At 73.7% G+C, this 20,485-nt stretch carries 19 protein-coding genes; 14 read left to right on the top strand and 5 right to left on the bottom strand.

Features of this window, described 5'->3' with window-relative positions; translation table 11 throughout:
* The first annotated feature begins 2 nt into the window (after window positions 1-2).
* From ftsW to ABWI07_RS23255, 11 genes are all read left to right on the top strand, one after another.
* Window positions 3-1,259, top strand: a complete 1,257-nt coding sequence (gene ftsW / locus ABWI07_RS23305; RefSeq protein WP_149257287.1) for a putative lipid II flippase FtsW — start codon at window positions 3-5, stop codon at window positions 1,257-1,259.
* A gap of 40 nt (window positions 1,260-1,299) precedes the next feature.
* Entirely contained in the window at window positions 1,300-2,394 is a 1,095-nt protein-coding gene (gene murG, locus ABWI07_RS23300; protein WP_149257286.1) for an undecaprenyldiphospho-muramoylpentapeptide beta-N-acetylglucosaminyltransferase, read from the top strand.
* The gene (murC, locus tag ABWI07_RS23295; RefSeq protein WP_353819787.1) at window positions 2,391-3,812 is read left to right on the top strand and encodes a UDP-N-acetylmuramate--L-alanine ligase; all 1,422 of its coding nucleotides are present in this window, start codon (window positions 2,391-2,393) and stop codon (window positions 3,810-3,812) included. The genes murG and murC overlap by 4 nt, the downstream gene beginning before the upstream one ends.
* 132 nt (window positions 3,813-3,944) lie before the next feature.
* Window positions 3,945-4,730 carry a cell division protein FtsQ/DivIB gene (locus ABWI07_RS23290; RefSeq protein WP_235036537.1) on the top strand — a complete coding sequence of 262 codons (786 nt, stop codon included), beginning with the start codon at window positions 3,945-3,947 and terminating at the stop codon, window positions 4,728-4,730.
* Window positions 4,731-5,050: 320 nt separating this feature from the next.
* On the top strand, window positions 5,051-6,505 hold the full coding sequence (ftsZ, locus tag ABWI07_RS23285; RefSeq protein ID WP_149257284.1) for a cell division protein FtsZ: 1,455 nt from the start codon (window positions 5,051-5,053) through the stop codon (window positions 6,503-6,505).
* Window positions 6,502-7,230, top strand: a complete 729-nt coding sequence (gene pgeF, locus ABWI07_RS23280; RefSeq protein WP_353819786.1) for a peptidoglycan editing factor PgeF — start codon at window positions 6,502-6,504, stop codon at window positions 7,228-7,230. Before ftsZ ends, pgeF begins: the two co-directional genes overlap by 4 nt.
* A gap of 77 nt (window positions 7,231-7,307) precedes the next feature.
* Complete coding sequence (locus tag ABWI07_RS23275) at window positions 7,308-8,003, top strand: YggS family pyridoxal phosphate-dependent enzyme (RefSeq protein WP_235036627.1); 696 nt, start codon at window positions 7,308-7,310, stop codon at window positions 8,001-8,003.
* Between the two features lie 105 nt (window positions 8,004-8,108).
* Complete coding sequence (locus ABWI07_RS23270; RefSeq protein WP_149257281.1) at window positions 8,109-8,645, top strand: cell division protein SepF; 537 nt, start codon at window positions 8,109-8,111, stop codon at window positions 8,643-8,645.
* 21 nt (window positions 8,646-8,666) lie between these two features.
* Entirely contained in the window at window positions 8,667-8,963 is a 297-nt protein-coding gene (locus ABWI07_RS23265) for a YggT family protein (RefSeq protein ID WP_149257280.1), read from the top strand.
* Window positions 8,964-9,020: 57 nt separating this feature from the next.
* Window positions 9,021-9,941: a DivIVA domain-containing protein gene (locus ABWI07_RS23260; RefSeq protein ID WP_149257279.1), complete on the top strand. Its 921-nt coding sequence runs from the start codon at window positions 9,021-9,023 to the stop codon at window positions 9,939-9,941.
* Window positions 9,942-10,094: 153 nt separating this feature from the next.
* The gene (locus ABWI07_RS23255) at window positions 10,095-11,534 is read left to right on the top strand and encodes a hypothetical protein (RefSeq protein WP_353819784.1); all 1,440 of its coding nucleotides are present in this window, start codon (window positions 10,095-10,097) and stop codon (window positions 11,532-11,534) included.
* A 36-nt stretch (window positions 11,535-11,570) separates the two neighbouring features.
* Here ABWI07_RS23255 and ABWI07_RS23250 read toward each other — a convergent pair whose 3' ends face one another.
* The gene (locus ABWI07_RS23250; RefSeq protein ID WP_353819783.1) at window positions 11,571-12,353 is read right to left on the bottom strand and encodes a DUF1707 SHOCT-like domain-containing protein; all 783 of its coding nucleotides are present in this window, start codon (window positions 12,351-12,353) and stop codon (window positions 11,571-11,573) included.
* Window positions 12,354-12,559: 206 nt separating this feature from the next.
* Window positions 12,560-15,733, bottom strand: coding sequence for an isoleucine--tRNA ligase (gene ileS, locus ABWI07_RS23245; protein WP_353819782.1), 3,174 nt, complete (start codon window positions 15,731-15,733; stop codon window positions 12,560-12,562).
* 857 nt (window positions 15,734-16,590) lie between these two features.
* On the opposite strand from ileS, the gene ABWI07_RS23240 reads away from it, so the two are divergent.
* The 3 genes from ABWI07_RS23240 to ABWI07_RS23230 all read left to right on the top strand — a co-directional run bounded on the left by ABWI07_RS23240 (window position 16,591) and on the right by ABWI07_RS23230 (window position 18,652).
* Window positions 16,591-16,971: a TraR/DksA family transcriptional regulator gene (locus ABWI07_RS23240; RefSeq protein WP_235036626.1), complete on the top strand. Its 381-nt coding sequence runs from the start codon at window positions 16,591-16,593 to the stop codon at window positions 16,969-16,971.
* A 68-nt stretch (window positions 16,972-17,039) separates the two neighbouring features.
* The gene (lspA, locus tag ABWI07_RS23235) at window positions 17,040-17,720 is read left to right on the top strand and encodes a signal peptidase II (protein WP_353819781.1); all 681 of its coding nucleotides are present in this window, start codon (window positions 17,040-17,042) and stop codon (window positions 17,718-17,720) included.
* Window positions 17,720-18,652, top strand: coding sequence for an RluA family pseudouridine synthase (locus tag ABWI07_RS23230; protein ID WP_149257276.1), 933 nt, complete (start codon window positions 17,720-17,722; stop codon window positions 18,650-18,652). The genes lspA and ABWI07_RS23230 overlap by 1 nt, the downstream gene beginning before the upstream one ends.
* Window positions 18,653-18,692: 40 nt before the next feature.
* On the opposite strand, the gene ABWI07_RS23225 is transcribed toward ABWI07_RS23230, so the two are convergent.
* Genes ABWI07_RS23225 through ABWI07_RS23215 form a run of 3 tightly spaced genes read right to left on the bottom strand, consistent with a single transcriptional unit; the run spans window position 18,693 to window position 20,148 of the window.
* Window positions 18,693-19,004 carry an AzlD domain-containing protein gene (locus ABWI07_RS23225; protein ID WP_149257275.1) on the bottom strand — a complete coding sequence of 104 codons (312 nt, stop codon included), beginning with the start codon at window positions 19,002-19,004 and terminating at the stop codon, window positions 18,693-18,695.
* On the bottom strand, window positions 19,001-19,777 hold the full coding sequence (locus ABWI07_RS23220; RefSeq protein ID WP_149257274.1) for an AzlC family ABC transporter permease: 777 nt from the start codon (window positions 19,775-19,777) through the stop codon (window positions 19,001-19,003). The genes ABWI07_RS23225 and ABWI07_RS23220 overlap by 4 nt, the downstream gene beginning before the upstream one ends.
* Window positions 19,774-20,148: a chorismate mutase gene (locus ABWI07_RS23215; protein ID WP_353819780.1), complete on the bottom strand. Its 375-nt coding sequence runs from the start codon at window positions 20,146-20,148 to the stop codon at window positions 19,774-19,776. The genes ABWI07_RS23220 and ABWI07_RS23215 overlap by 4 nt, the downstream gene beginning before the upstream one ends.
* Between the last annotated feature and the right edge of the window lie 337 nt (window positions 20,149-20,485).

Below are 20,485 nucleotides of genomic sequence, written 5' to 3'. Positions count from 1 at the left end.
CGATGACCACCGCGGCCGAGGAGGACGGAACCGCCCGGCGTCCGGGGCCACGGGAGCAGGTGGTCGCCGCGGTCGGGCTGCTCGACCGGCCCCTCACCTCCTACTACCTGGTGCTGGGCTGCTCGGTGATGCTGCTCGCGCTCGGCCTGACGATGGTGCTGTCGGCCTCCAGCGTGAAGCAGCTCCAGGCGACCGGCTCGGCGTACACGCTGTTCCAGAAGCAGGCCATGTGGGTCGCGATCGGGCTGCCCGGCATGTGGGTGGCGTCCCGGCTGCCGGTGAAGACGTTCCGCGCGCTGGCCTACCCGCTGCTGCTGCTGTCGGTCGTCGCCCTCGCGATGGTGCTGATCCCCGGGCTCGGGCGCAGCGCGGGCGGCGCGACCCGGTGGGTCGCCCTCGGCCCGGTGCAGATCCAGCCGTCGGAGCTCGCCAAGCTCGGTCTGGTGCTGTGGGGCGCCGACCTGCTGGCCCGCAAGGACCGGCTCGGCCAGCTCACCGAGTGGCGGCCCCTGCTGGTGCCGCTGATGCCGGGCGCCGGGGTGCTCGTCCTGCTGGTGATGCTGGGCAGCGACCTCGGCACCACCCTGGTGCTCCTGACGATCTTCCTGGCGCTGCTGTGGGCCGTCGGCGCGCCCGGGCGGCTGTTCGTCGGCATCGCGGGGCTCGTGGCCCTGCTCGTGTCGATCCTCGTCGTCGTCGAGCCGTACCGGATGCAGCGGCTCACCGGGTTCCTCGACCCGTCCGGCAACCAGCTCACCACCAACTACCAGGGCACGCAGGGGCTGTTCGCGCTCGCCTCGGGCGGCGTGTTCGGCACGGGCCTCGGTGAGGGCCGCGCCAAGTGGGACTACCTCCCGCACGCCGAGACCGACTTCATCTTCGCGATCGTGGGGGAGGAGTTCGGCCTGGTCGGCACCCTCGTGGTCCTCGGCCTGTTCGGCCTGCTCGCCTACGCCGGCCTGCGGATCGCCAAGCGGGTCAAGGACCCGTTCACCCGGCTCGCCGCCGCGGGGGCCACGGCGTGGCTGGTGGTCCAGGCGATCGTGAACATCGGCGCCGTCATCCGCGTCCTGCCCATCACGGGGATCCCGCTCCCGCTGGTGTCCTACGGGGGTTCGGCGCTCATTCCGACCCTCTTCGCGCTCGGCATGCTGCTCGCGTTCGCCAAGCGCGAGCCCGGCGCGCGGCAAGCACTCTCCGCACGGGGTCCCGGACCGGTCGTGAGGGCTCTAAGCTGGCTGGGTCTGGCACGGCGTTGAAATCCCCCTTTCACCACACGCTGAGGAGTTGTCAACGGACATGAGGGTTGTCCTGGCCGGCGGCGGCACCGCCGGACACATCGAGCCCGCCCTGGCGCTCGCCGACGCGTTGCGCCGCAACGACCCGAACACCGGGATCGTCTGCCTCGGGACCGAGCGGGGCCTGGAGACCCGTCTCGTCCCGCAGCGGGGCTACGAGCTCGCCCTGATCCCGCCGGTGCCGCTGCCGCGGACGCTGACCCCGCAGCTGCTGTCGGTGCCCGGGCGGCTGCGCGGGGCGATCAACGCGGCCGCCTCCGTCCTCGACCAGGCCCAGGCCGACATCCTGGTCGGCTTCGGCGGCTACGTCGCCACCCCGGGCTACCTCGCGGCGCGCAAGCGCAAGGTCCCGATCATCGTGCACGAGGCCAACCCGAAGCCCGGCCTGGCCAACAAGCTCGGCGCCCGCTTCACCGAGCACGTCGCGGTATCGCACGCCGACTCGCCGCTGCCGAACGCCCGGTTCGTCGGGATCCCGCTGCGCCGGGAGATCGCGACGCTGGACCGGCTCGCGATGGGCGACAAGGCCCGCTCCTACTTCGGGCTGCTCCCCGACCTGCCCACGCTGCTGATCTTCGGCGGCTCGCAGGGCGCCCGCTCGCTGAACCAGGCCGCCGTGGCCGCCGCGCCGTACTTCCGGCAGGCGGGCATCCAGGTGCTGCACATCGTCGGGCCGAAGAACACCGAGGAGCCCGAGCCCGCGGCCGGCGGCCCGGAGTACGTCACGATCCCCTACTGCGACCGGATGGACCTCGCCTACGCCGCCGCCGACATGGCGATGTGCCGGGCGGGCGCGATGACCTGCGCCGAGCTGGCCGCGGTCGCGCTGCCCGCGGTGTACGTCCCGCTCCCGATCGGCAACGGCGAGCAGCGGCTGAACGCCGAGCCGATCGTCGCGGCCGGCGGCGGCATGCTGGTCGACAACGCCGAGCTGTCGCCGGACTGGATCGCGCGGAACCTCCTGCCGGTGCTGGCCGACCCGGCCCGCGTCGCGCACATGTCGGAGGCCGCCGGCCGGATGGGCCGCCGCGACGCCGACGTCGCGCTCGCCCAGATGGTCTACGAGGTGGTCCGCTCCGCGGGCGCCGCCCGATGAGCCTGATCGACCCGGGGGAGGTGGTCCCGGCCGCAGAGCTCGGCCGGGTCCACTTCATCGCGATCGGGGGCGCCGGGATGTCCGGCGTCGCGCGCATCATGCTGCGGCGCGGCATCGCCGTGTCCGGCAGCGACGCCCGCGACTCCGAGCTGCTCGCGCAGCTCGGCGACCTCGGAGCCAAGGTCTTCGTGGGGCACGACGCCGCGCACGTGGGCGACGCCGACACCGTCGTGGTCTCCACGGCGATCCGCGAGACCAACCCCGAGCTGGTCGCCGCCCGCGAGCGGGGCCTGCGCGTCCTGCACCGCTCGGCCGCGCTCGCCTCGCTGATGGCGGGCCGCCGGGCGGTCGCGGTCGCCGGCACGCACGGCAAGACCACCACCACATCGATGCTGACGGTGGCGCTCCAGCACGCCGGCGCCGACCCGTCCTACTGCATCGGCGGGCAGCTCGTCACCACCGGCCTCGGCGCCGACGAGGGCACCGGCGACGTGTTCGTCGCGGAGGCCGACGAGAGCGACGGCTCGTTCCTCATGTACACCCCGCGCATCGCGGTCGTCACCAACGTCGAGGCCGACCACCTCGACAACTACGGCGGCTTCGAGAAGGTCAAGGAGAACTTCGCCCGCTTCGTCGACCGGGTCGAGCCGGGCGGCACCCTCGTGGCCGGCGCCGACGACCCCGTCGCGATGGAGATGGCCGAGCTGGCGCGGGCCCGCGGCCTGACCGTGCTGACCTACGGGGAGGCTGAGGGCGCTGACCTGCGCGTGACCGGGTTCACCCCGCGCGGCCTCGGCTCCCGCTTCGAGATCGAGGGCGGCGGGGAGTTCACGCTCGGCGTGCCGGGGCGGCACAACGCGCTCAACGCCGCCGCCGTCATCGCGGTCACGCGGTCCCTCGGCCTCGACGACGCCCCGGTGCGCGACGGCCTCGCCGCGTTCGGCGGGGCGATGCGGCGCCTGGAGCGCAAGGGCGAGGCGGGCGGCGTCGAGGTCTTCGACAGCTACGCCCACCACCCGACCGAGCTGACCGCCGACCTGGACGCCACCCGCGACTACCTCGGCGAGAAGGCCGCGGCCTCGGGCGCGCGGGGCCGCATCGTCGCGGTGTTCCAGCCGCACCTGTACAGCCGCACCCGGTTCTTCGCCGCCGAGTTCGGCGCCGCGCTCGGCCTCGCCGACGTCGCGGTCGTCCTGGACGTCTACGGCGCCCGCGAGGACCCCGAGCCCGGCGTGACGGGCGCGCTGGTCGCCGACGCCGTTCCGGCCGGCACCGAGACCGTGTACGCGCCCGAGCGGGACGAGGTGCCCGGCATCGCGGCGTCGCTCGCCCGCCCCGGCGACGTCGTCATCACGCTGGGCGCCGGGGACGTGACGCAGCTCGGCCCGCTCGTCCTGGAACGCCTCGCCGGGGCGTAGGGCTTGGCGGGTGTGAGTCTTGTCGCGTCGTAGCGCGTGCCGGGGGAGGGGCGCCCGTCGTGGGACGGGGCGTGACACGCCGCCGCCCGCGCGGTCGGCCGCGGAAGCGCGGATCACTGCCAGGCTTGGGTCATGACCGAGGCGCAGACGGGCCGCCGCGGGTCGCCGGAGCCGGACACGGAGCCTGATACGGAACCGGTTCCGGAGACGGATGCCGCGGCGCCGGACGAGCGCGGCCGGGCGAACCGCTGGAAGGTGGTGTTCGTCACCCTTCTGGTGGTCGGAGCACTCGGCGCGGTGTCCTGGGTTCTGCTCGGATCGAGACTGCTGGTGGTGCGGCACGTGGAGGTGACGGGCACCCGGATCGCCTCCGCCGACCAGGTGGTGGCCGCGGCGGGGATCGACCTCGGCACGCCGATGGTCCGGCTCAGGACCGGCGCCGTCCAAAACCGGGTCGAGCGGCTCCGCGAGGTCGAGTCGGCGGCGATCGAGCGGCACTGGCCGGGGACGGTGCGGATCGTCGTCCGGGAGCGCCGGCCGGTGGCGGTGTTCCGCGGCGGAGGCCGCTACCACCTGCTCGACCGGCACGGGGTGGCCGTCGCCGACGAGAAGTCGCGCCCGGCGGGGCTGCCCACGCTCACGGTCGCCTCGCCCGGACCGTCCGACCAGGCCACCCTGGCCGCGCTCACCGTTCTGTCCGGCCTGCCCGAGCGCATCAGCGGCGGGCTGACCGAGGTGGAGGCCGCCGGCCCGGAGGCGGTGACCCTCTACATGAAGGGCGGCCAGACGGTGGTGTGGGGCGCGGCGGAACGGGCAGACGAGAAGATCAGGTTGCTGGACGCCGTGCGGCGGACGGCGGCCGGGCGCGCCGTCCGCACCGTCGACATCAGCTCGCCCGAGGTCCTCAAGACGCAGTGATGGGACGGGCATGCCGGGAGAGGCGGGCGGGGCGCGTGACCGGGTGGAGGCGGGCAGGTCGCGACACGCCGGGGGAGTTCGGGGGAGGTTAGTTGACCCTGGCGGTAAGGCCGCCCTACTGTCCGTATCAGTCCTCAGGTTGACATAACTGTAAGCCTCAAGTTGAGGGTGAGGGTTTACCTCACCCCATCGCACAGCTCCATTGCACAGCTCCACTACTCAGCTCGAAGACACAGCTCGGAAAACAGGTCGGGAACACCGCGGCGGCACGGTCGGCAGACCGGTCAGGGCGGTCGGAGAGAGCGGAAAGGCCCCTCGTCGTGGCAGCACCGCAGAATTACCTCGCGGTCATCAAGGTCGTCGGCATCGGCGGCGGCGGCGTCAACGCCGTCAACCGGATGATCGAAGAGGGACTCAAGGGCGTCGAGTTCATCGCGATCAACACGGACGCCCAGGCGCTGCTGATGAGTGACGCCGACGTGAAACTGGACGTGGGCCGCGAGCTCACCCGGGGCCTCGGGGCCGGAGCCAACCCCGACGTCGGCCGCAAGGCCGCCGAGGACCACCGGGAGGAGATCGAGGAGGTCCTCAAGGGCGCCGACATGGTGTTCGTCACCGCGGGTGAGGGCGGCGGCACCGGCACCGGCGGCGCGCCCGTGGTCGCCAACATCGCCCGCTCGCTCGGCGCACTGACGATCGGGGTGGTCACCCGCCCGTTCAGCTTCGAGGGCAAGCGCCGCGCCATGCAGGCCGAGGCCGGCATCGAGACGCTGCGCGACGAGGTCGACACCCTCATCGTCATCCCGAACGACCGGCTGCTGTCGATCTCCGACCGGCAGGTCAGCGTGCTGGACGCCTTCAAGGCCGCCGACCAGGTGCTGCTGTCCGGTGTCCAGGGCATCACCGACCTGATCACCACGCCGGGCCTGATCAACCTCGACTTCGCCGACGTCAAGTCCGTGATGTCCGGCGCCGGCTCGGCGCTCATGGGCATCGGCTCGGCGCGCGGCGACGACCGCTCGGTCGCCGCGGCCGAGATGGCGATCTCCAGCCCGCTGCTGGAGGCCAGCATCGACGGCGCGCACGGCGTCCTGCTGTCCATCTCCGGCGGTTCCGACCTGGGGCTCTTCGAGATCAACGAGGCGGCGCAGCTGGTGTCCAACGCGGCCGCCCCCGACGCCAACATCATCTTCGGCGCGGTCATCGACGACGCGCTCGGCGACGAGGTCCGGGTCACGGTGATCGCGGCGGGTTTCGACGAGGGGCGCCCTAGCAAGCCGGTCCCCGAACCGGAGAGCAAGCGGCTGCCCCCGCCCCCGCGTCCCGTCCCGCCGCCCGCGTCCCCGCCGAACCCGATCCCCAGCCGGGTCGGGCGGTCCGAGCCCCCGGCGCCGCAGCCGTCCGCGCAGCAGCAGTCGGTGGCGCAGGCCGCCGCCGCGCCGCCGCCTCCCGCCCCCGCGCAGCAGCGCGCCGAGGGCGACCGGGCGCAGCAGCCCGCGCGGAGCCAGGACGACCGGCCCGCCGGACGGGGCGAGCAGTCCCGGTCCGAGGGCGCGGCGTCCGGCCAGCCGGGCCCGCCGGCCGAGCGGGACGCCGGCTCGTCCGGCGGCGAGTCCGGCGGAACGCGCGCCCCCGCACCGCGCCAGCCCGCCGAGCAGCCCTCGCCCCGCGTGCACGCCGGGGAGAACGACGGCGGCCCCGCCTCCGGGCAGCGCCGCCGTCCCGTGGTGTTCGACGAGGACGACGACCTCGACGTCCCCGACTTCCTGAAGTGATCACCCCCGTCGCCCTGGGCGACGGCGTCGGCGCCGGCTTCACCGGCCGGACCGGCGGCGTGAGCGGGCCCCCCTACGACTCCCTGAACCTCGGCGGCGCGGTCGGCGACGACCCCGCCGCCGTCCTGGACAACCGGCGGCGCGCCGCCGCGGCCCTCGGCGCCGACCCCGAGCGGATCGTCTTCATGCGGCAGGTGCACGGCGCCGAGGTCGCGTTCGCCGACTCGACCGACATCCCGGACCCGGTCGACGCGGTCGTCACGACCGTCCCCGGCCTCGCCCTCGCCGTCCTCGTCGCCGACTGCGCGCCCGTCCTGGTGGCCGACGCCGCCGCCGGGGTCGTCGGCGCCGCCCACTCCGGCCGTCCCGGGACGGCCGCCGGGGTCGTCCCGGCACTGGTGAAGGCGATGTGCGAGCGCGGCGCCGACCCCGCCCGGATGACGGCGGCGATCGGGCCCGCCGCGTGCGGGCGCTGCTACGAGGTCCCCGAGTCGATGCGGGACGAGGTCGCCGCCACCGTCCCCGCCGCGTACGCCACCACGTCCAAGGGCACCCCCGGCCTCGACATCCGCGCCGGCGTCGCCGAGCAGCTCGCCTCCGCGGGCGTGGCCCGCGTGACCGCCGACCCCCGCTGCACGATCGAGGACCCGGACCTCTTCTCCTACCGCCGGGAGGGGCGCACCGGCCGCTTCGCCGGATTTGTCTGGCTCAAGGAACGCACGTGACCGACCGGGACCGCACCGCCGACGGGACGAACGCCCCCGACGGGACGAACGGGGACGCCGCCGAGCGGCGCGCCGAGATCGCCGAGGGCCTCGCCGCCGTCCGAAAGCGCATCGCCGCCGCGTGCGCCGCCGCCGGCCGGGACGAGGGCGAGATCACGCTGATCGCGGTGACCAAGACGTTCCCCGCGTCCGACGTGCGGCTGCTGGCCGGGCTGGGCGTCACCGAGGTCGGGGAGAACCGCGACCAGGAGGCCCGGCCCAAGGCCGCCGAATGCGCCGACCTCCCCCTCACATGGCACTTCGTCGGGCGGCTCCAGACCAACAAGGCGCGCGCGGTGGCCGGCTACGCCGACGTCGTGCACTCCGTCGACCGCTCCCGGCTGGTCGGCGCTCTCGCGGACGGCGCCGCCCGCACCGGCCGCACGCTCCGCTGCCTCGTGCAGGTCTCGCTGGACGAGGCGGGGAAGCGGGGCGAGGTGGGGGAGCGGGGCGGGGCCGTGCCGGGCGACGTGCCCGGGCTGGCCGACGAGGTCGCCGCCGCCCCCGGCCTGGAACTCGGCGGGGTGATGGCCGTCGCGCCCCTCGGGGCGGACCCGCTGCCGGCCTTCGCCCGGCTCGCGGAGACGGCGGAGCTGCTGAGGCGGAACCATCCGGACGCCCGGATCGTCAGTGCGGGTATGAGCGGCGATCTGGAGCAGGCGATCGCGTGCGGCGCGACACACCTGCGGATCGGTACGGCGTTGCTCGGCGGCCGACAGGCAATCGTCAGGTAATGTCCCCCCAGTGGTACCTGCCCGAACGTAGGACGCCACGACGGAACAGTCCAATGGCGGGGCCGGACGCGCCCGGCGCCGCGGCCACAGGACACGGAGGGACGTATGGCCAGCGCGATGCGCAAGATGGCGGTCTACCTCGGCCTTGTGGAGGACGACCGTTACGACGACAAGTACGGCGACTACGACGAGTACGAGGTCTACGACGAGGAGACCGACACCGGGCAGGGCCGCCGTCGCGAGGACGAATCCGGCGGTCAGCTTACCCGAGCCGAAGAGGCGGCGGACCGCGATCGCGACCATCACGCCGCGTCGACCATCGAACGACGGTCCGTGGCGCTCTACGAGTCCGGTACCACCGACCTTGCGCGTATCACTACGCTGCATCCGAGGACCTACAACGAGGCCAGGACGATCGGGGAGCACTTCCGGGAGGGCACGCCGGTGATCATGAATCTGACCGAGATGGTCGACAGCGACGCCAAGCGTCTGGTCGACTTCGCGGCAGGTCTCGTGTTCGGCCTCCATGGCAGCATCGAGCGTGTTACCAACAAGGTGTTCCTGCTGTCGCCCGTCAACGTCGAGGTGACGGCGGAGGACAAGGCCCGGATGGCAGAACGAGGGTTCTTCAACCAAAGCTGAGAGTCGCATGCGAGAGTATCCGTGAACATCGTTGGATCCGTCCTGCAGGGCGTCCTGTACCTGTACCTCCTGCTCCTGATCGGCAGGCTGATCCTGGAGGTCCTGCAGTCGTTCGCTCGGCAATGGAAGCCGACCGGGGTGGTGCTGGTGATCGCTGAGGCGACCTACACGGTCACCGATCCGCCGCTGAAGCTGCTCAGGCGCTTCATCCCGCCCATCCGGCTGGGTAGCGTTGCCCTGGACCTCAGCTTCATGGTCCTCGTCCTTGTGGTCTGGGTCCTGATCGCCATCGTCGGCTCCATATTCGGCGGAGGTTAGGTCGATCGGATACCGTCCTTCGGGGACAGACTCCAAGCGCGCCAAGGAGACGAGAACATGCCGCTGACACCCGCCGATGTGCGGAACAAGCAGTTCAGTACCACCAGGCTGAGGCCGGGGTACGACGAGGAGGAGGTGGACGCCTTCCTCGACGAGGTCGAGGCAGAGCTCGACCGCCTCATCCAGGAGAACGAGGAGCTGCGGGCCAAGCTGGCCGAGTGCCTGCGCGGCAAGGTTCCCGCCATGGCGGCTCCCATCGTGGAGCCCAAGCCGGACGTCCAGAAGATCCCCGAGCCGCCCCGCCCGGAGCCGCAGCCGCAGCCCGAGCCGGAGCCCGTCCTCGGCGGTCTCGGCAGCATGTCCCCCGCCCCCTCCGGCGAGGACAACATGGACACCGCGGCCCGCGTGCTCGCGCTCGCCCAGCAGACCGCCGACCAGGCGATCGCCGACGCCCGGCGCGAGGCCGACGAGACGCTCGGCCGCGCCCGCCGCGAGGCCGAGGAGATCCTCGGCAAGGCCCGCCGGCAGGCCGACCAGATCGTCAGCGAGGCCCGCTCCCGCGCCGAGGCCCTCGACCGCGACGCGCAGGAGCGGCACCGCCAGGTCATGGGCTCGCTCGTGCAGCAGCGCGAGGAGCTCGAGCGCGAGGTCGACAACCTGCGCGCCTTCGAGCGCGAGTACCGCAGCCGCCTGAAGGTGTACCTGGAGGGCCAGCTGCGCGACCTGGAGGCGGGCAGCACCGAGACGGGCGCGTTCGCCGCCGTCCCGGGGGCGGCGCCCTCGCAGGCGCAGCAGAACCCGCAGGTGAGTCCGCAGACGGGTCCGCAGAACGCCCTGCCGCACGCCGACAACCGCAACGGCGCCCCCGCGCCGGCGCCGGGCACGTTCCCCGCTCCCGAGCACACCCAGCAGGTGCAGCACTCGGCGACGGGCGCTTTCCACTCCGGCGGCGACAACCCGCCGCACGACAGGCGCTGACGCGGACGCCACAGGCGATAGTGTCGTTCCGATCGCCGCGCCGGGGATGGCGCGCCGCCATCCCCGCGGCGCCGGGCGGCCGTGCCCCGGGCCGGCCGCCGGCCCTCTCGCGCGGCCCGGAGCCTAGCGGTCTGAACGAGTGGGAGTGACCCTGTGATCATCCTGAGTGGCGTTCTCGTGGTGGTGGCGATCGCCCTGCTGGTAGCGGGAATCGTCGCGGGCAACGGAGACAGCGCCCAGGTCTTCGGCCTGGACGCCCTGGTGGTGATCTACATATCGATCGCCGTCAGCATCGTCTCCGCGGTGTGCCTGTCCATCGGGGTGTTCCTGCGGCGCAAGGAGCTGTTCGGCCCGGGCGCCTCGCCGGTCCCCGCCCGCCCCAGCAAGAGGGCGCAGAAGGCCAAGAAGGACAAGCGCGACAAGCAGGACAGTCGCAAGAAGGGCGCCCCTGCGGCGCCCGCACCGGCCGGCGCCGACGGCGCTCCGGAGGCCAAGCCCCCGGCCGTCCCCGCCGACGACGAGGTCGAGATCCCCGCCCCGGCCGTCGACGTCCCCGACGACGCGCTGGTGTTCGTCGTCCGCGGTCGCAAGCGCTACCACCTCGACACCTGCCGGCAGCTCGCCGGCCGGGAGACCGAGGAGCTCACCTACGCCGAGGCCAGGGAAGAGGGCTTCAGCCCCTGCACCGCCTGCATGCCCGACACCGCACTGGCGGCGCGCGCCGCGGCGTCGGCGCCCACGGCTCCCGGGGGCAAGGCGGCCGGGACCGGACCCGCGACCCGCGAGCCCGGCGCGGCGGAACGACCCGAGGGCGGCCTCGCCGGCCTGGCCAAGCCCGCCCCCAGCTCGTTCGACAAGCCCTCCTCCTTCGACAAGCCCAGTGCTTTCGACAAGCCCAGTGCTTTCGACAAGCCCAGTGCTTTCGAGAAGCCCGGCGCCTTCGACGAGCCCGGCGCTTTCGACAAGCCCGGTTCCTTCGACGAGCCCAGTGCCTTCGACGAGCCCAGTGCCTTCGACAAGCCGGGCGCGTTCGACAAGACGGCCGAGATCCCGCGTGCGGGCGAGCCCGCCGAGGGGCCCGAGGGCGAGATCGCCGACACCGAGCGCGAGGAGAGGGACGCCCCGAAGCGGGCCACGGCGGGTCCCACCCTCACCGACATGCCCGTCGCGGGCCTGTTCGGGACACGCGACACCGCCGCGGAGGCGCCCACGGCCGCGGAGAAGGCCGAACCCGCCGACGCCGGAGCCGACGACCGGCACGCCCCGGAACGGGACGCTGAGAGCGAATCGGCGGCGCCGGACGTCACCGCCGACCTCGGCGCCGCGCCGTTCGGCGGCTCCGACACCGAGGACGCGCCCGCGCCGGAGCCCGAGCCGTCCGCCACCGCCGGGCCGGACGATGCCGGCGACGACGGCCCGCTGGTCCGCATCCTGAGCGGCACCAAGCGCTACCACCGCGTCGACTGCGCCCTCATCGAGGACATCGGTGACGAGGCCGACGACCTGGAGTCCCTGTCGCGCGCGGAGGCCAAGGCCCGGGGCTGCACGCCCTGCCTGGTCTGCCAGCCCGACCGCGAGCACGCCCGCGACTGACGCCGGCGCCGCCCGGGCGGCCGGAGCCGCCCGGGTTCAGCGGCCGCGGTGCCGTTCGTCGCGCAGCTCCCGGAGGCGGTCGCGCCGCGCGTCCCGCATCTCCTCGCGCCGCTCGCGGTGCAGCCGCCGCATCTCGTCGTGGTGCTCGCGGTGCAGTTCACGGTGGTGCCGGTGCCGGTCGCGGCCGCGCTTCTCGCCCGCGGCGCGGCGCTCCACCGAGACGCCGCCGAACAGCAGCATCCCGGTCAGTCGTATGACGGGCGCGTCCGGGTCGACGGTGTCGTCCTCCGGCAGGTCGGTGCCCCCGAAGACCGCGAAGTTGGAGCCGACGACCCGCACGCCCGGCGGCACGACGACGTTCACGCCGCCGAACACGCACGTCACGTTGAGGGTCACCTCGCCCTTGCTGAGGACCGCCTGCCGGAAGTCCAGCTCCGCGCCGCCGAAGACGCAGGTGACGGTGGTGGTCGGCTCGACCAGCCAGCGGCCCTTGCGCTCGACCCCGCTGAACACCGCCACGAGGTGCGGCGACTGCGGCGGGGGCGGCGCGGGCGCCTGCTCCTTGCGCAGGTCGACCCGGGGGCCCGGTGCGTGCTGCGCGGGCAGGTCGCTGAGCACGGGCTCCAGTTCGGCGTACGTCTTGGCCTTGTAGACGACGTCGATGCGCTCGGCGTGCTCCTCCGGCGTGATGCGCCCCTCGGCCAGAGCCTCGCGCAGGCGGTCGGCGACCTCGTCGCGATCGGCGTCGGACGCGCGCATGCTCGCGGGGGAGGGCCGCGCCGGCGGCTCGGACCCGGACGGCTGCTCGGGAAGATTCACGACACCATCATCGCAAACGCGATGTGTCGCGATGAACCCCATCGCGAAACTTCTCCGCCCCCGCGAAAGTTCTCCGAACCCGCGAAAGTTCTCCGAACCCGCGAAGCTCCTCCGGCGCGGGGTGTCGGCGGGGTGGGGAGGTCTCTGCCGCGGCCGGGCCGGGTGGGCGCGGCCGCGGCAGGGGACTCACGTCCTGCGCGGGTGCTTCAGGCCTTGCGCAGGTAGTAGGTGAGGCCGAGTTCCTCGTCGCGGGTGGCGGTCAGGCCCTCGGGGCGGCCCTCGGTCACCGTGGCCGCGAGGACCTCGGCGGCGACCTCGTCGCCGTGGCCGCGCAGGGCCTCGGCGAGGTCGGTGCCGGTGGCCTCCCACCACAGGTCGATGCGGTCGGTGACCTCCAGGCCCGCGGCCTTGCGGCCCTCCTGGACGAGCCGGACGGCCTCCCGGACCAGGCCCGCGCGGCGCAGTTCGGGCGTGACCGTGAGGTCGAGCGCGACCGTCTCGCCGGAGGCGCTCTCGACGGCCCAGCCGCTGCGCGGGCGCTCGGTGACGATCACGTCGTCCGGGCCGAGCGGCACCGCGCCGAGACCCTCGGCCGCCACCTCGGCGGACCCCGCCCGCAGCGCCTGGACGAGGCCGGCCGGGTCGGCGGAGGTGATCGCCTTGGCCACCTTCGGGGTGTCCTTGGCGTACCGCTTGCCGAGCTCCCGGAAGTTGGGCTTGACCTCGTACTCGACCAGGTCGCCGCCGATCGAGGACAGCTCCTCGAAGCCCAGCACGTTCAGCTCCTCGGAGATCTGCGCGCGGAGCTGCTCGGGCAGCGCGGACCAGCCCGGGGCGCCGACGAGGGCGCGGCCGAGGGGCTGGCGGGTCCGCACGCCGCTCGCGGCCCGCGCGGAGCGGCCGAGCTCGACCAGCCGGCGGACGAGCGCCATCCGCTCGGTCAGCTCCTCGTCGAGGAGGCCCTCGTCCACGGTGGGCCAGTCGGTGAGGTGCACCGACTCCGGCGCGTCCTCGGGGCGGATGACGTCCCAGACGTGGTCGGTGATGAACGGGACGATCGGCGCCATCAGCCGGGTGAGGGTCTCCAGGCACTCGTAGAGCGTCGCGAACGCGGAAGAGCCCTCGGGCGTCTCCGGGCCCTCCCAGAAGCGCCGCCGGGAGCGCCGCACGTACCAGTTGGACAGGTCGTCCACGAACTGCGAGAGCCGCCGTCCCGCGCGGGCGGTGTCGAACTCCTCCAGCGCGGCGTCGACCTCGCGGACGGTGCGGTGCAGCTCGGCGAGCGCCCAGCGGTCGAGGAGCGGCCGGTCGGCCGGGGCCGGGGCCTCGGACAGCCGGTCGGGCGTCCACGCGCGCCCCTGCGCCTGCGCCGCGTTCGCGTACAGGACGAAGAAGGACGCGGTGTTCCAGTAGGTCAGCAGGACCTTGCGGACGATCTCCTCGAGGGCGCCGTGCCCGACGCGGCGGGACGCCCACGGCAGCCCGCTCGCGGCCATGAACCAGCGCACCGCGTCGGCGCCGTGCTGGTCCATCAGCGGGATGGGCCGCAGCACGTTGCCGAGGTGCTTGCTCATCTTGCGGCCGTCCTCGGCGAGGATCAGGCCGAGGCAGACGACGTTCTCGTAGGACGAGCGGTCGAACACCAGCGTCCCGACGGCCATGAGCGAGTAGAACCATCCGCGGGTCTGGTCCTGGGCCTCGCAGATGTACTGGGCCGGGTAGGCGTCCTCGAAGACCTCGTTGTTGCGGTAGGGCGCGCCCCACTGCGCGAACGGCATCGACCCGGAGTCGTACCAGGCGTCGATGACGTCGGGGACGCGGCGCGCCTCGGCCCCGCACTGGGGGCACGGGAACGCGACGTCGTCCACGTACGGGCGGTGCGGGTCGAGTGCGGAGAGGTCCTCGCCCGCCAGTTCGCCCAACTCCTTGAGCGACCCGACGCAGGTGACGTGCTGCTCGCCCTCGCCGCAGACCCACAGGGGCAGGGGCGTGCCCCAGTAGCGGCTGCGGGACAGCGACCAGTCGACGTTGTTGCGCAGCCACTCCCCGTACCGGCCGTGCTTGACGGTCTCGGGGTACCAGTTGGTCTTCTCGTTCTCCTCCAGCAGCCGGTCCTTGATCTGCGTGGTGCGGATGTACCAGGCGGGGAGCGCGTAGTAGAGCAGCGGGGTGTGGCAGCGCCAGCAGTGCGGGTAGCTGTGGTCGAAGTGCCCGCCGCGGTACAGCAGCCCGCGCGCGCGCAGGTCGTCGGTGAGCGGCTCGTCGGCGTCCTTGAAGAACTTGTTGCCGACCAGGGGCACCTCACGCAGGAACCGCCCATCCGGCCCGATCGGGTTGACGATCGGCATGCCGTAGCGCTTGCAGACCGTCATGTCGTCGCCGCCGAACGCCGGCGCCTGGTGGACGAGGCCGGTGCCGTCCTCCACGGTGACGTAGTCGCCCAGGACGACGTAGTGCGCGTCGGGGATGTCGACGAGGTCGAACGGCCGCCTGTAGGCGGTCCGCTCCAGCTCGGTGCCCTGGTACGTGGCGAGCCGCTCGGCGCCCTCGCCGAGGACCTGGTCGACGAGGGGCTCGGCGACCACGAGCACTTCGTCGGAGCCCTCCGGCCGGGCCGCCACGTACGTGACGTCCGGATGGACGGCCACGGCGGTGTTCGACACCAGCGTCCAGGGGGTCGTCGTCCAGATGAGCAGCGCGGCGCCCATCTCGGCCAGCGGACCGGACGTGACGGGCATCCGCACGTACACCGAGGGGCTGGAGACGGTCTCGTACCCGCCCGGCTGGCCCAGCTCGTGGTCGGACAGGCCGGTTCCGCAGCGCGGGCAGTACGGCGTGATGCGGAAGTCGCGGAACAGCAGGCCCTTGTCGAACACCTGCTTCAGGGACCACCAGACGGCCTCGACGTACTCGGGGTCCATCGTGCGGTAGGCCTGGTCGGTGTTGACCCAGTATCCCATCCGCTCGGTCATCTCCTCGAAGGCGTCCACGTGGCGCAGGACCGATTCGCGGCAGCGGGCGTTGAACTCCGCGACGCCGTACTCCTCGATGTCCTTCTTGCCGGTGAGGCCGAGCTCCTTCTCCACGGCGACCTCGACCGGCAGGCCGTGGCAGTCCCAGCCGGCCTTGCGCGGGACGTGGTGGCCCTTCATGGTCTTGAAGCGCGGGAAGACGTCCTTGAAGACGCGGGCCTCCACATGGTGGACGCCCGGCATGCCGTTGGCGGTCGGGGGCCCCTCGTAGAACACCCACGGGGTCCCGGACGCGGTGCGCTCCAGCGACCGCTCGAAGACCTTGTTCTCCTGCCAGCGGCGCAGCATGTCCCGCTCCAGGGCGGGCAGATCGACCTGCGCGGGCAGCGGCCGAAAAGCTCGGCTCACGATGGCGGACCTCCGGATCGACGCGAACACGTTGACCGGAGGGACGAGGCGGCTGCCCCGCGGTACCACCCTCCTTGACCGCGCCCGACGGCGCGGCCCGCTTCGTTCCAGTCTCGGCGGCCGGGTCTACTGGGCCCGTGGGGGCGGTTCTTCCGGCGGCTCCGGGGTGATCAGACCGCCGGGCCCGCCCCCGGGCTCGCACCGCCCCCGGGTCGCTCATGGCTGCTTTCGGCGGCAGGTGTCCCCATCAATGCCTGCCTTGCGACTGCTGGTGCCGACTTTAACGCACGCCGGACTCCGCCTCTTCCCCTTTTCCGTCCCGGGGGGACACGGTTCCTTTGCGATCTCGTACGCCGCCCGGGAGTTTCCATGCGTTCGGCGACCGGGCATAAGCGGTCGGTAACACGGCCCAGGTTGTTTACCGTGCCCGAGAGAGGGGACCAATGCTGCCCGCACTGCCCGTCGAGGCGACCAGCGCGAGGGAGGCCGACATGGCCGGCGCGAGGAGGGGCGGGACGCCCGCCGCAAGCACGAGCCCGGGCACGGCGCGGCCGTCCCAGAGCATGCCGGTCCCGGAGGCGAGCACGGCGGGAACGAGCACCCCGGGGCCGAGCGCACCGGGGACGAGTACGGAGGGAAAGGGGACGGCGAGAAAAGGCGCGTCGGGAAAGGGCGCCGCCAAGCCGGCCGCTTCCAAGGCCCCCGCGAAAGGGCCTGCCGTGAAGCCGGGGAAGCCGGCGGCCGGGCGCGGCCCCGCGAAGGCGGGTAAGGGCGGCGCGACGGGCAAGGGCGGGGCCGGGAAGACCGACGGTCCGGCGCCGGACGAGCGGGAGCCGGCGCGGACGGCGGCCGCGGAGCTGCCGGTCCGCGAGGGCGAGCACCAGTGGACGCCGGGCGAGCTGGCCGAGGTGCGGGCCGGCCTGGAGGAGCAGATCGAGGCGCTGCGCAGCGAGATCGCCGCGTCCGCGAGCCAGATCGCCGAGGGCGACACCAACGACGGGGCGGGCGACGACCAGGCCGACGCGGGAGCCAAGACCTACGAGCGCGAACATGAGCTCGCGCTGGCCTACAATTCACAGGACCTGCTCGCCCAGATCGAGCGGGCCGTCCAGCGGATGGACGCCGGCACGTACGGGATCTGCGAGTCGTGCACCAGGCCGATCGGCAAGGCGCGCCTCCAGGCCTTCCCGCGTGCGACCCTGTGTGTGACATGCAAACAACGCGAGGAACGTCGCTGAGCGACTCAACGAACCCAGAGCGGCGGGCCGGGGAGACCACGGGATCTCCTCGGCCGCGCCGCGTCGGCGTGCTGGTCGCCGTGGCCCTGGCCGCGCTCGCCGCCGACATCGTGTCCAAGACCATCGTGGTGGCGACGCTTCAGGACCGCGCGCCGGTCCGGCTGCTCGGCGGGCTGCTGACGCTGCGCGAGACCCGCAACAGCGGCGCCGCGTTCTCGATCGGCACCGGCTACACCTTCGTCTTCACGCTGATCGCCTGCGGGGTGGTGGTGGCGATCCTGCGGACCGCCCGCAACCTGCGCAGCGTGCCGTGGGCGATCTGCCTCGGGCTGCTGCTCGGCGGCGCGATCGGCAACCTCATCGACCGGCTGCTGCGGGCCCCGGCGCCGCTGAAGGGCCACGTCGTCGACTGGATCCAGCTGCCGCACTGGCCGGTGTTCAACCTGGCCGACTCGGCGATCGTCTGCGGCGGCGTGCTGGCCGTCCTGCTGGCGGCCCGCGGCCTCCAGGTCGACGGCACGCGCCTCAAGGACGAGACCCCGGGAACGGGCGAGACCTCCGGCAAGGACGAGACCCCCGGCACGGTCGAGACCACGGACGCGCGGGAGGCCTCCGACGCGTCGGAGGCTCCCTCCGGTGAGGGCGCCACCGGCAAGAGCGAGGCCCGAAAGGACGAGTCCGCCCGGAAGGCCGTCGACCCCGCGCCTGAAGGCGGGGCCGAGGTTCCGGCGCCGGAGGAGAAGTCCTGATGGGCGACGTACGAAGCCTCCACGTGCCGGACGGCCTGGAGGGGGAGCGGGTCGACGCCGCGCTGGCGCGGCTGTTCGGGCTGTCGCGCGGCAGCGCCGCCGACATGATCGCCTCCGGTGACGTCGTGCTGGACGGGGCGCCCGTGGCCACCAAGTCCGAGCGCCTGCACGCCGGCGCCTGGCTGGAGGTCACGCTGCCACCGCCGCCCGCCGCGCCCGCCCCGGTCGCGGAGCCCGTCCCCGGGATGGGCATCCTGTTCGAAGATGACGACATCGTCGTGGTGAACAAGCCGGTCGGCGTCGCCGCCCACCCCACCACCGGCTGGACGGGCCCGACCGTCCTCGGCGGGCTGCTCGGGGCCGGGCACACGATCGCGACCAGCGGCGCGTCCGAGCGCCAGGGGATCGTGCACCGGCTCGACGCCAACACCACCGGCGCGATGGTCGTGGCGAAGAGCGAGATCGCCTACTCGCGGCTCAAGCGCGCCTTCAAGGAGCGCCGCATCGACAAGCGCTACCAGGCGCTCGTGCAGGGCCATCCCGACCCGTTCCGCGGGACGGTCGACGCCCCCATCGACCGGCACCCCTCCGGCGACGGCCGGTTCGCGGTCGTCGCGGGCGGCAAGCCGTCCGTCACCCACTACGACACCGTCGAGGCGTTCCGGGCGGCGACACTGCTCGACATCGACCTGGAGACGGGCCGCACCCACCAGATCCGCGTCCACATGGCCGCGATCCGGCACCCGTGCGTGGGCGACATGGCCTACGGCGCCGACCCGACCTTGGCGGACCGCCTCGGCATGAGGCGGCAGTGGCTGCACGCCGTCCGGCTCGGTTTCGAGCACCCGACCAAGGGCGAGTGGGTCGAGTTCGAGAGCCCCTACCCGGACGACCTGGCCCACGCCCTGGAGATCGTCGCGGCGGAGTCCTGACCCGAGGCCGGCGCGGCGGCGTCAGCGGCCGGGGGCGGGGTCAGAGGCCGAGCAGGCGCAGCCCCGCAGCGACACCGGCCGCGGCGACCAGCACCACCAGGAACGGCGCGCGCAGCAGGAGCGCGGCCACGGCCGCGCCCAGGCCCGCCAGCCGTGCGGCGTCGAACTCCAGGGAACGGCCGTCCGCCACCGCCTGGACGGCGATCAGCGCGGTCAGCAGCGCCACCGGGACCAGGTCGGCGAACCGGCGCACCCGCGGATCGTCCAGCAGCCGGCGCGGGGTGACGAGCCCGCCGAGCTTCAGCGCGTAGCAGCCGAGCCCGGTGGCGATCACCGCGATCCACACGCTCACGGCGCAGCCCTCCGGCCGAGCAGGGCGGGCAGCGCCGCGACGGCGGCCAGCATGACCGGCACGCCGGGCGGCAGCACCGGCGTCGCCGCCACCGCGATCACCGCGGCCGCGACGGCGACGCGGACCGCGGCCCGCCCGCTCGTGAGCCGCGGCCAGAGCAGGGCCAGGAACGCCGCCGGGCCGAGGACGTCCAGGCCCACGGCGTCGGGGTCGCCGAGCCGCGCCGCGCCCGCCGCGCCCAGCAGCGTGGTGAGGTTCCACGCGAGGTAGAGGCTGATCGCGGTGGTGTAGAACCCGGCGCGGGCCGCGTCCCGGCCGCGCTGCGCGGTCGCCACGGCGGCCGTCTCGTCGATGACGACGTGCGCGGTCACGAGCCTGCGCAGCCCGCGCACGCGGAGCGTCGACGCGAGCCGCATCCCGTACAGGGCGTTGCGCCCGCCGAGCAGGACGGCGCCGAGCGTCCCGGCGACCAGGCCGCCGCCCCCGCCGACCACCCCGGCCAGCGCGAACTGGGACGCCCCCGTGAACGCCAGCAGGCTCAGCGCGCACGCCTGCGCGACCGTGAGCCCCGCCGTGACCGCCGCCGCGCCGAACGCCAGCCCGGAGACCCCCACGGCGATCCCGACGCTGAGCCCGTCGCGGACCGCCGCCGCCCGCGCGCCCTCGTCCGGCGCGCTCTCGTCCCGGGCGTCCTCGGCCGGGACGCCGAGGGCGGGTGCGCTCTCCTCCGGGACGTCCTCCCCGGCCGCCCGTGCGGAGCCGGGTGCGCTCATCGGCCGGCCTCGGCCGCGTCCAGGCCCGCCTCGATGATCGCGTTCACGATGGGGGCGAGCCGCTCCGCGCCGAGGGACGGGGCGCGCGCCGCCATGGCCTCCACGATCCGCCGCTCGCGCTCGGGGTCGCGCCCCGCGAAGCCCCCGACCGGCTTGAGGCGCTGGACGACGGCGGCGATCGCGGTGCGGTGCTCCAGCAGCGTCGCGAGGGCGGCGTCCAGGCCGTCGATCGCTTCGCGGGCCTCGGCGAGCGTGGTGACGGCGGCGGGGGAGGGCAGTGCGACGCGCAGCTCGCCGGACGGTCCGCGGACCGTCCCCCGGGCCGGGCGGGCCGCGTCCGTGCCCGCGGCGTCGATCACCTGGTCGTGCATCTCGGGTCCCCTCTCGTGCGGCGGCCCGTCCGGGCGAGGGGAGAGCACGCCCCGGGCCGCGCCTGATCAGCAGAAAAGGCAGATTCAGAAGAAAAGGCGGTTTCAGCAGAAAAGGCAGAGTCCGCAGGGGACTCTGCCTCGGCCGGCTCCGGGGTCGTCGCTCAGGTCGCGGGGGCGACCGGCTCACCCGGAGCCGGCCGCGTAAACCTGGATCGGCGACGTTCCACGGAAGGATCGTATGCGGAGCCGCCCCGAGGGGCCAAACTCCGGACATCCCGTCCCGGGTTTCGAGACGACCGGAAGGGGCCGCCGGGGATTGGGCGCGTCGGGGCGCGAG

This window comes from Actinomadura sp. NPDC000600, assembly GCF_040492135.1.
Classification (GTDB): domain Bacteria; phylum Actinomycetota; class Actinomycetes; order Streptosporangiales; family Streptosporangiaceae; genus Spirillospora.
The sequence above is the reverse complement of the archived record's forward strand: the minus strand, read 5'-3'. Positions and strand labels throughout refer to the sequence as shown.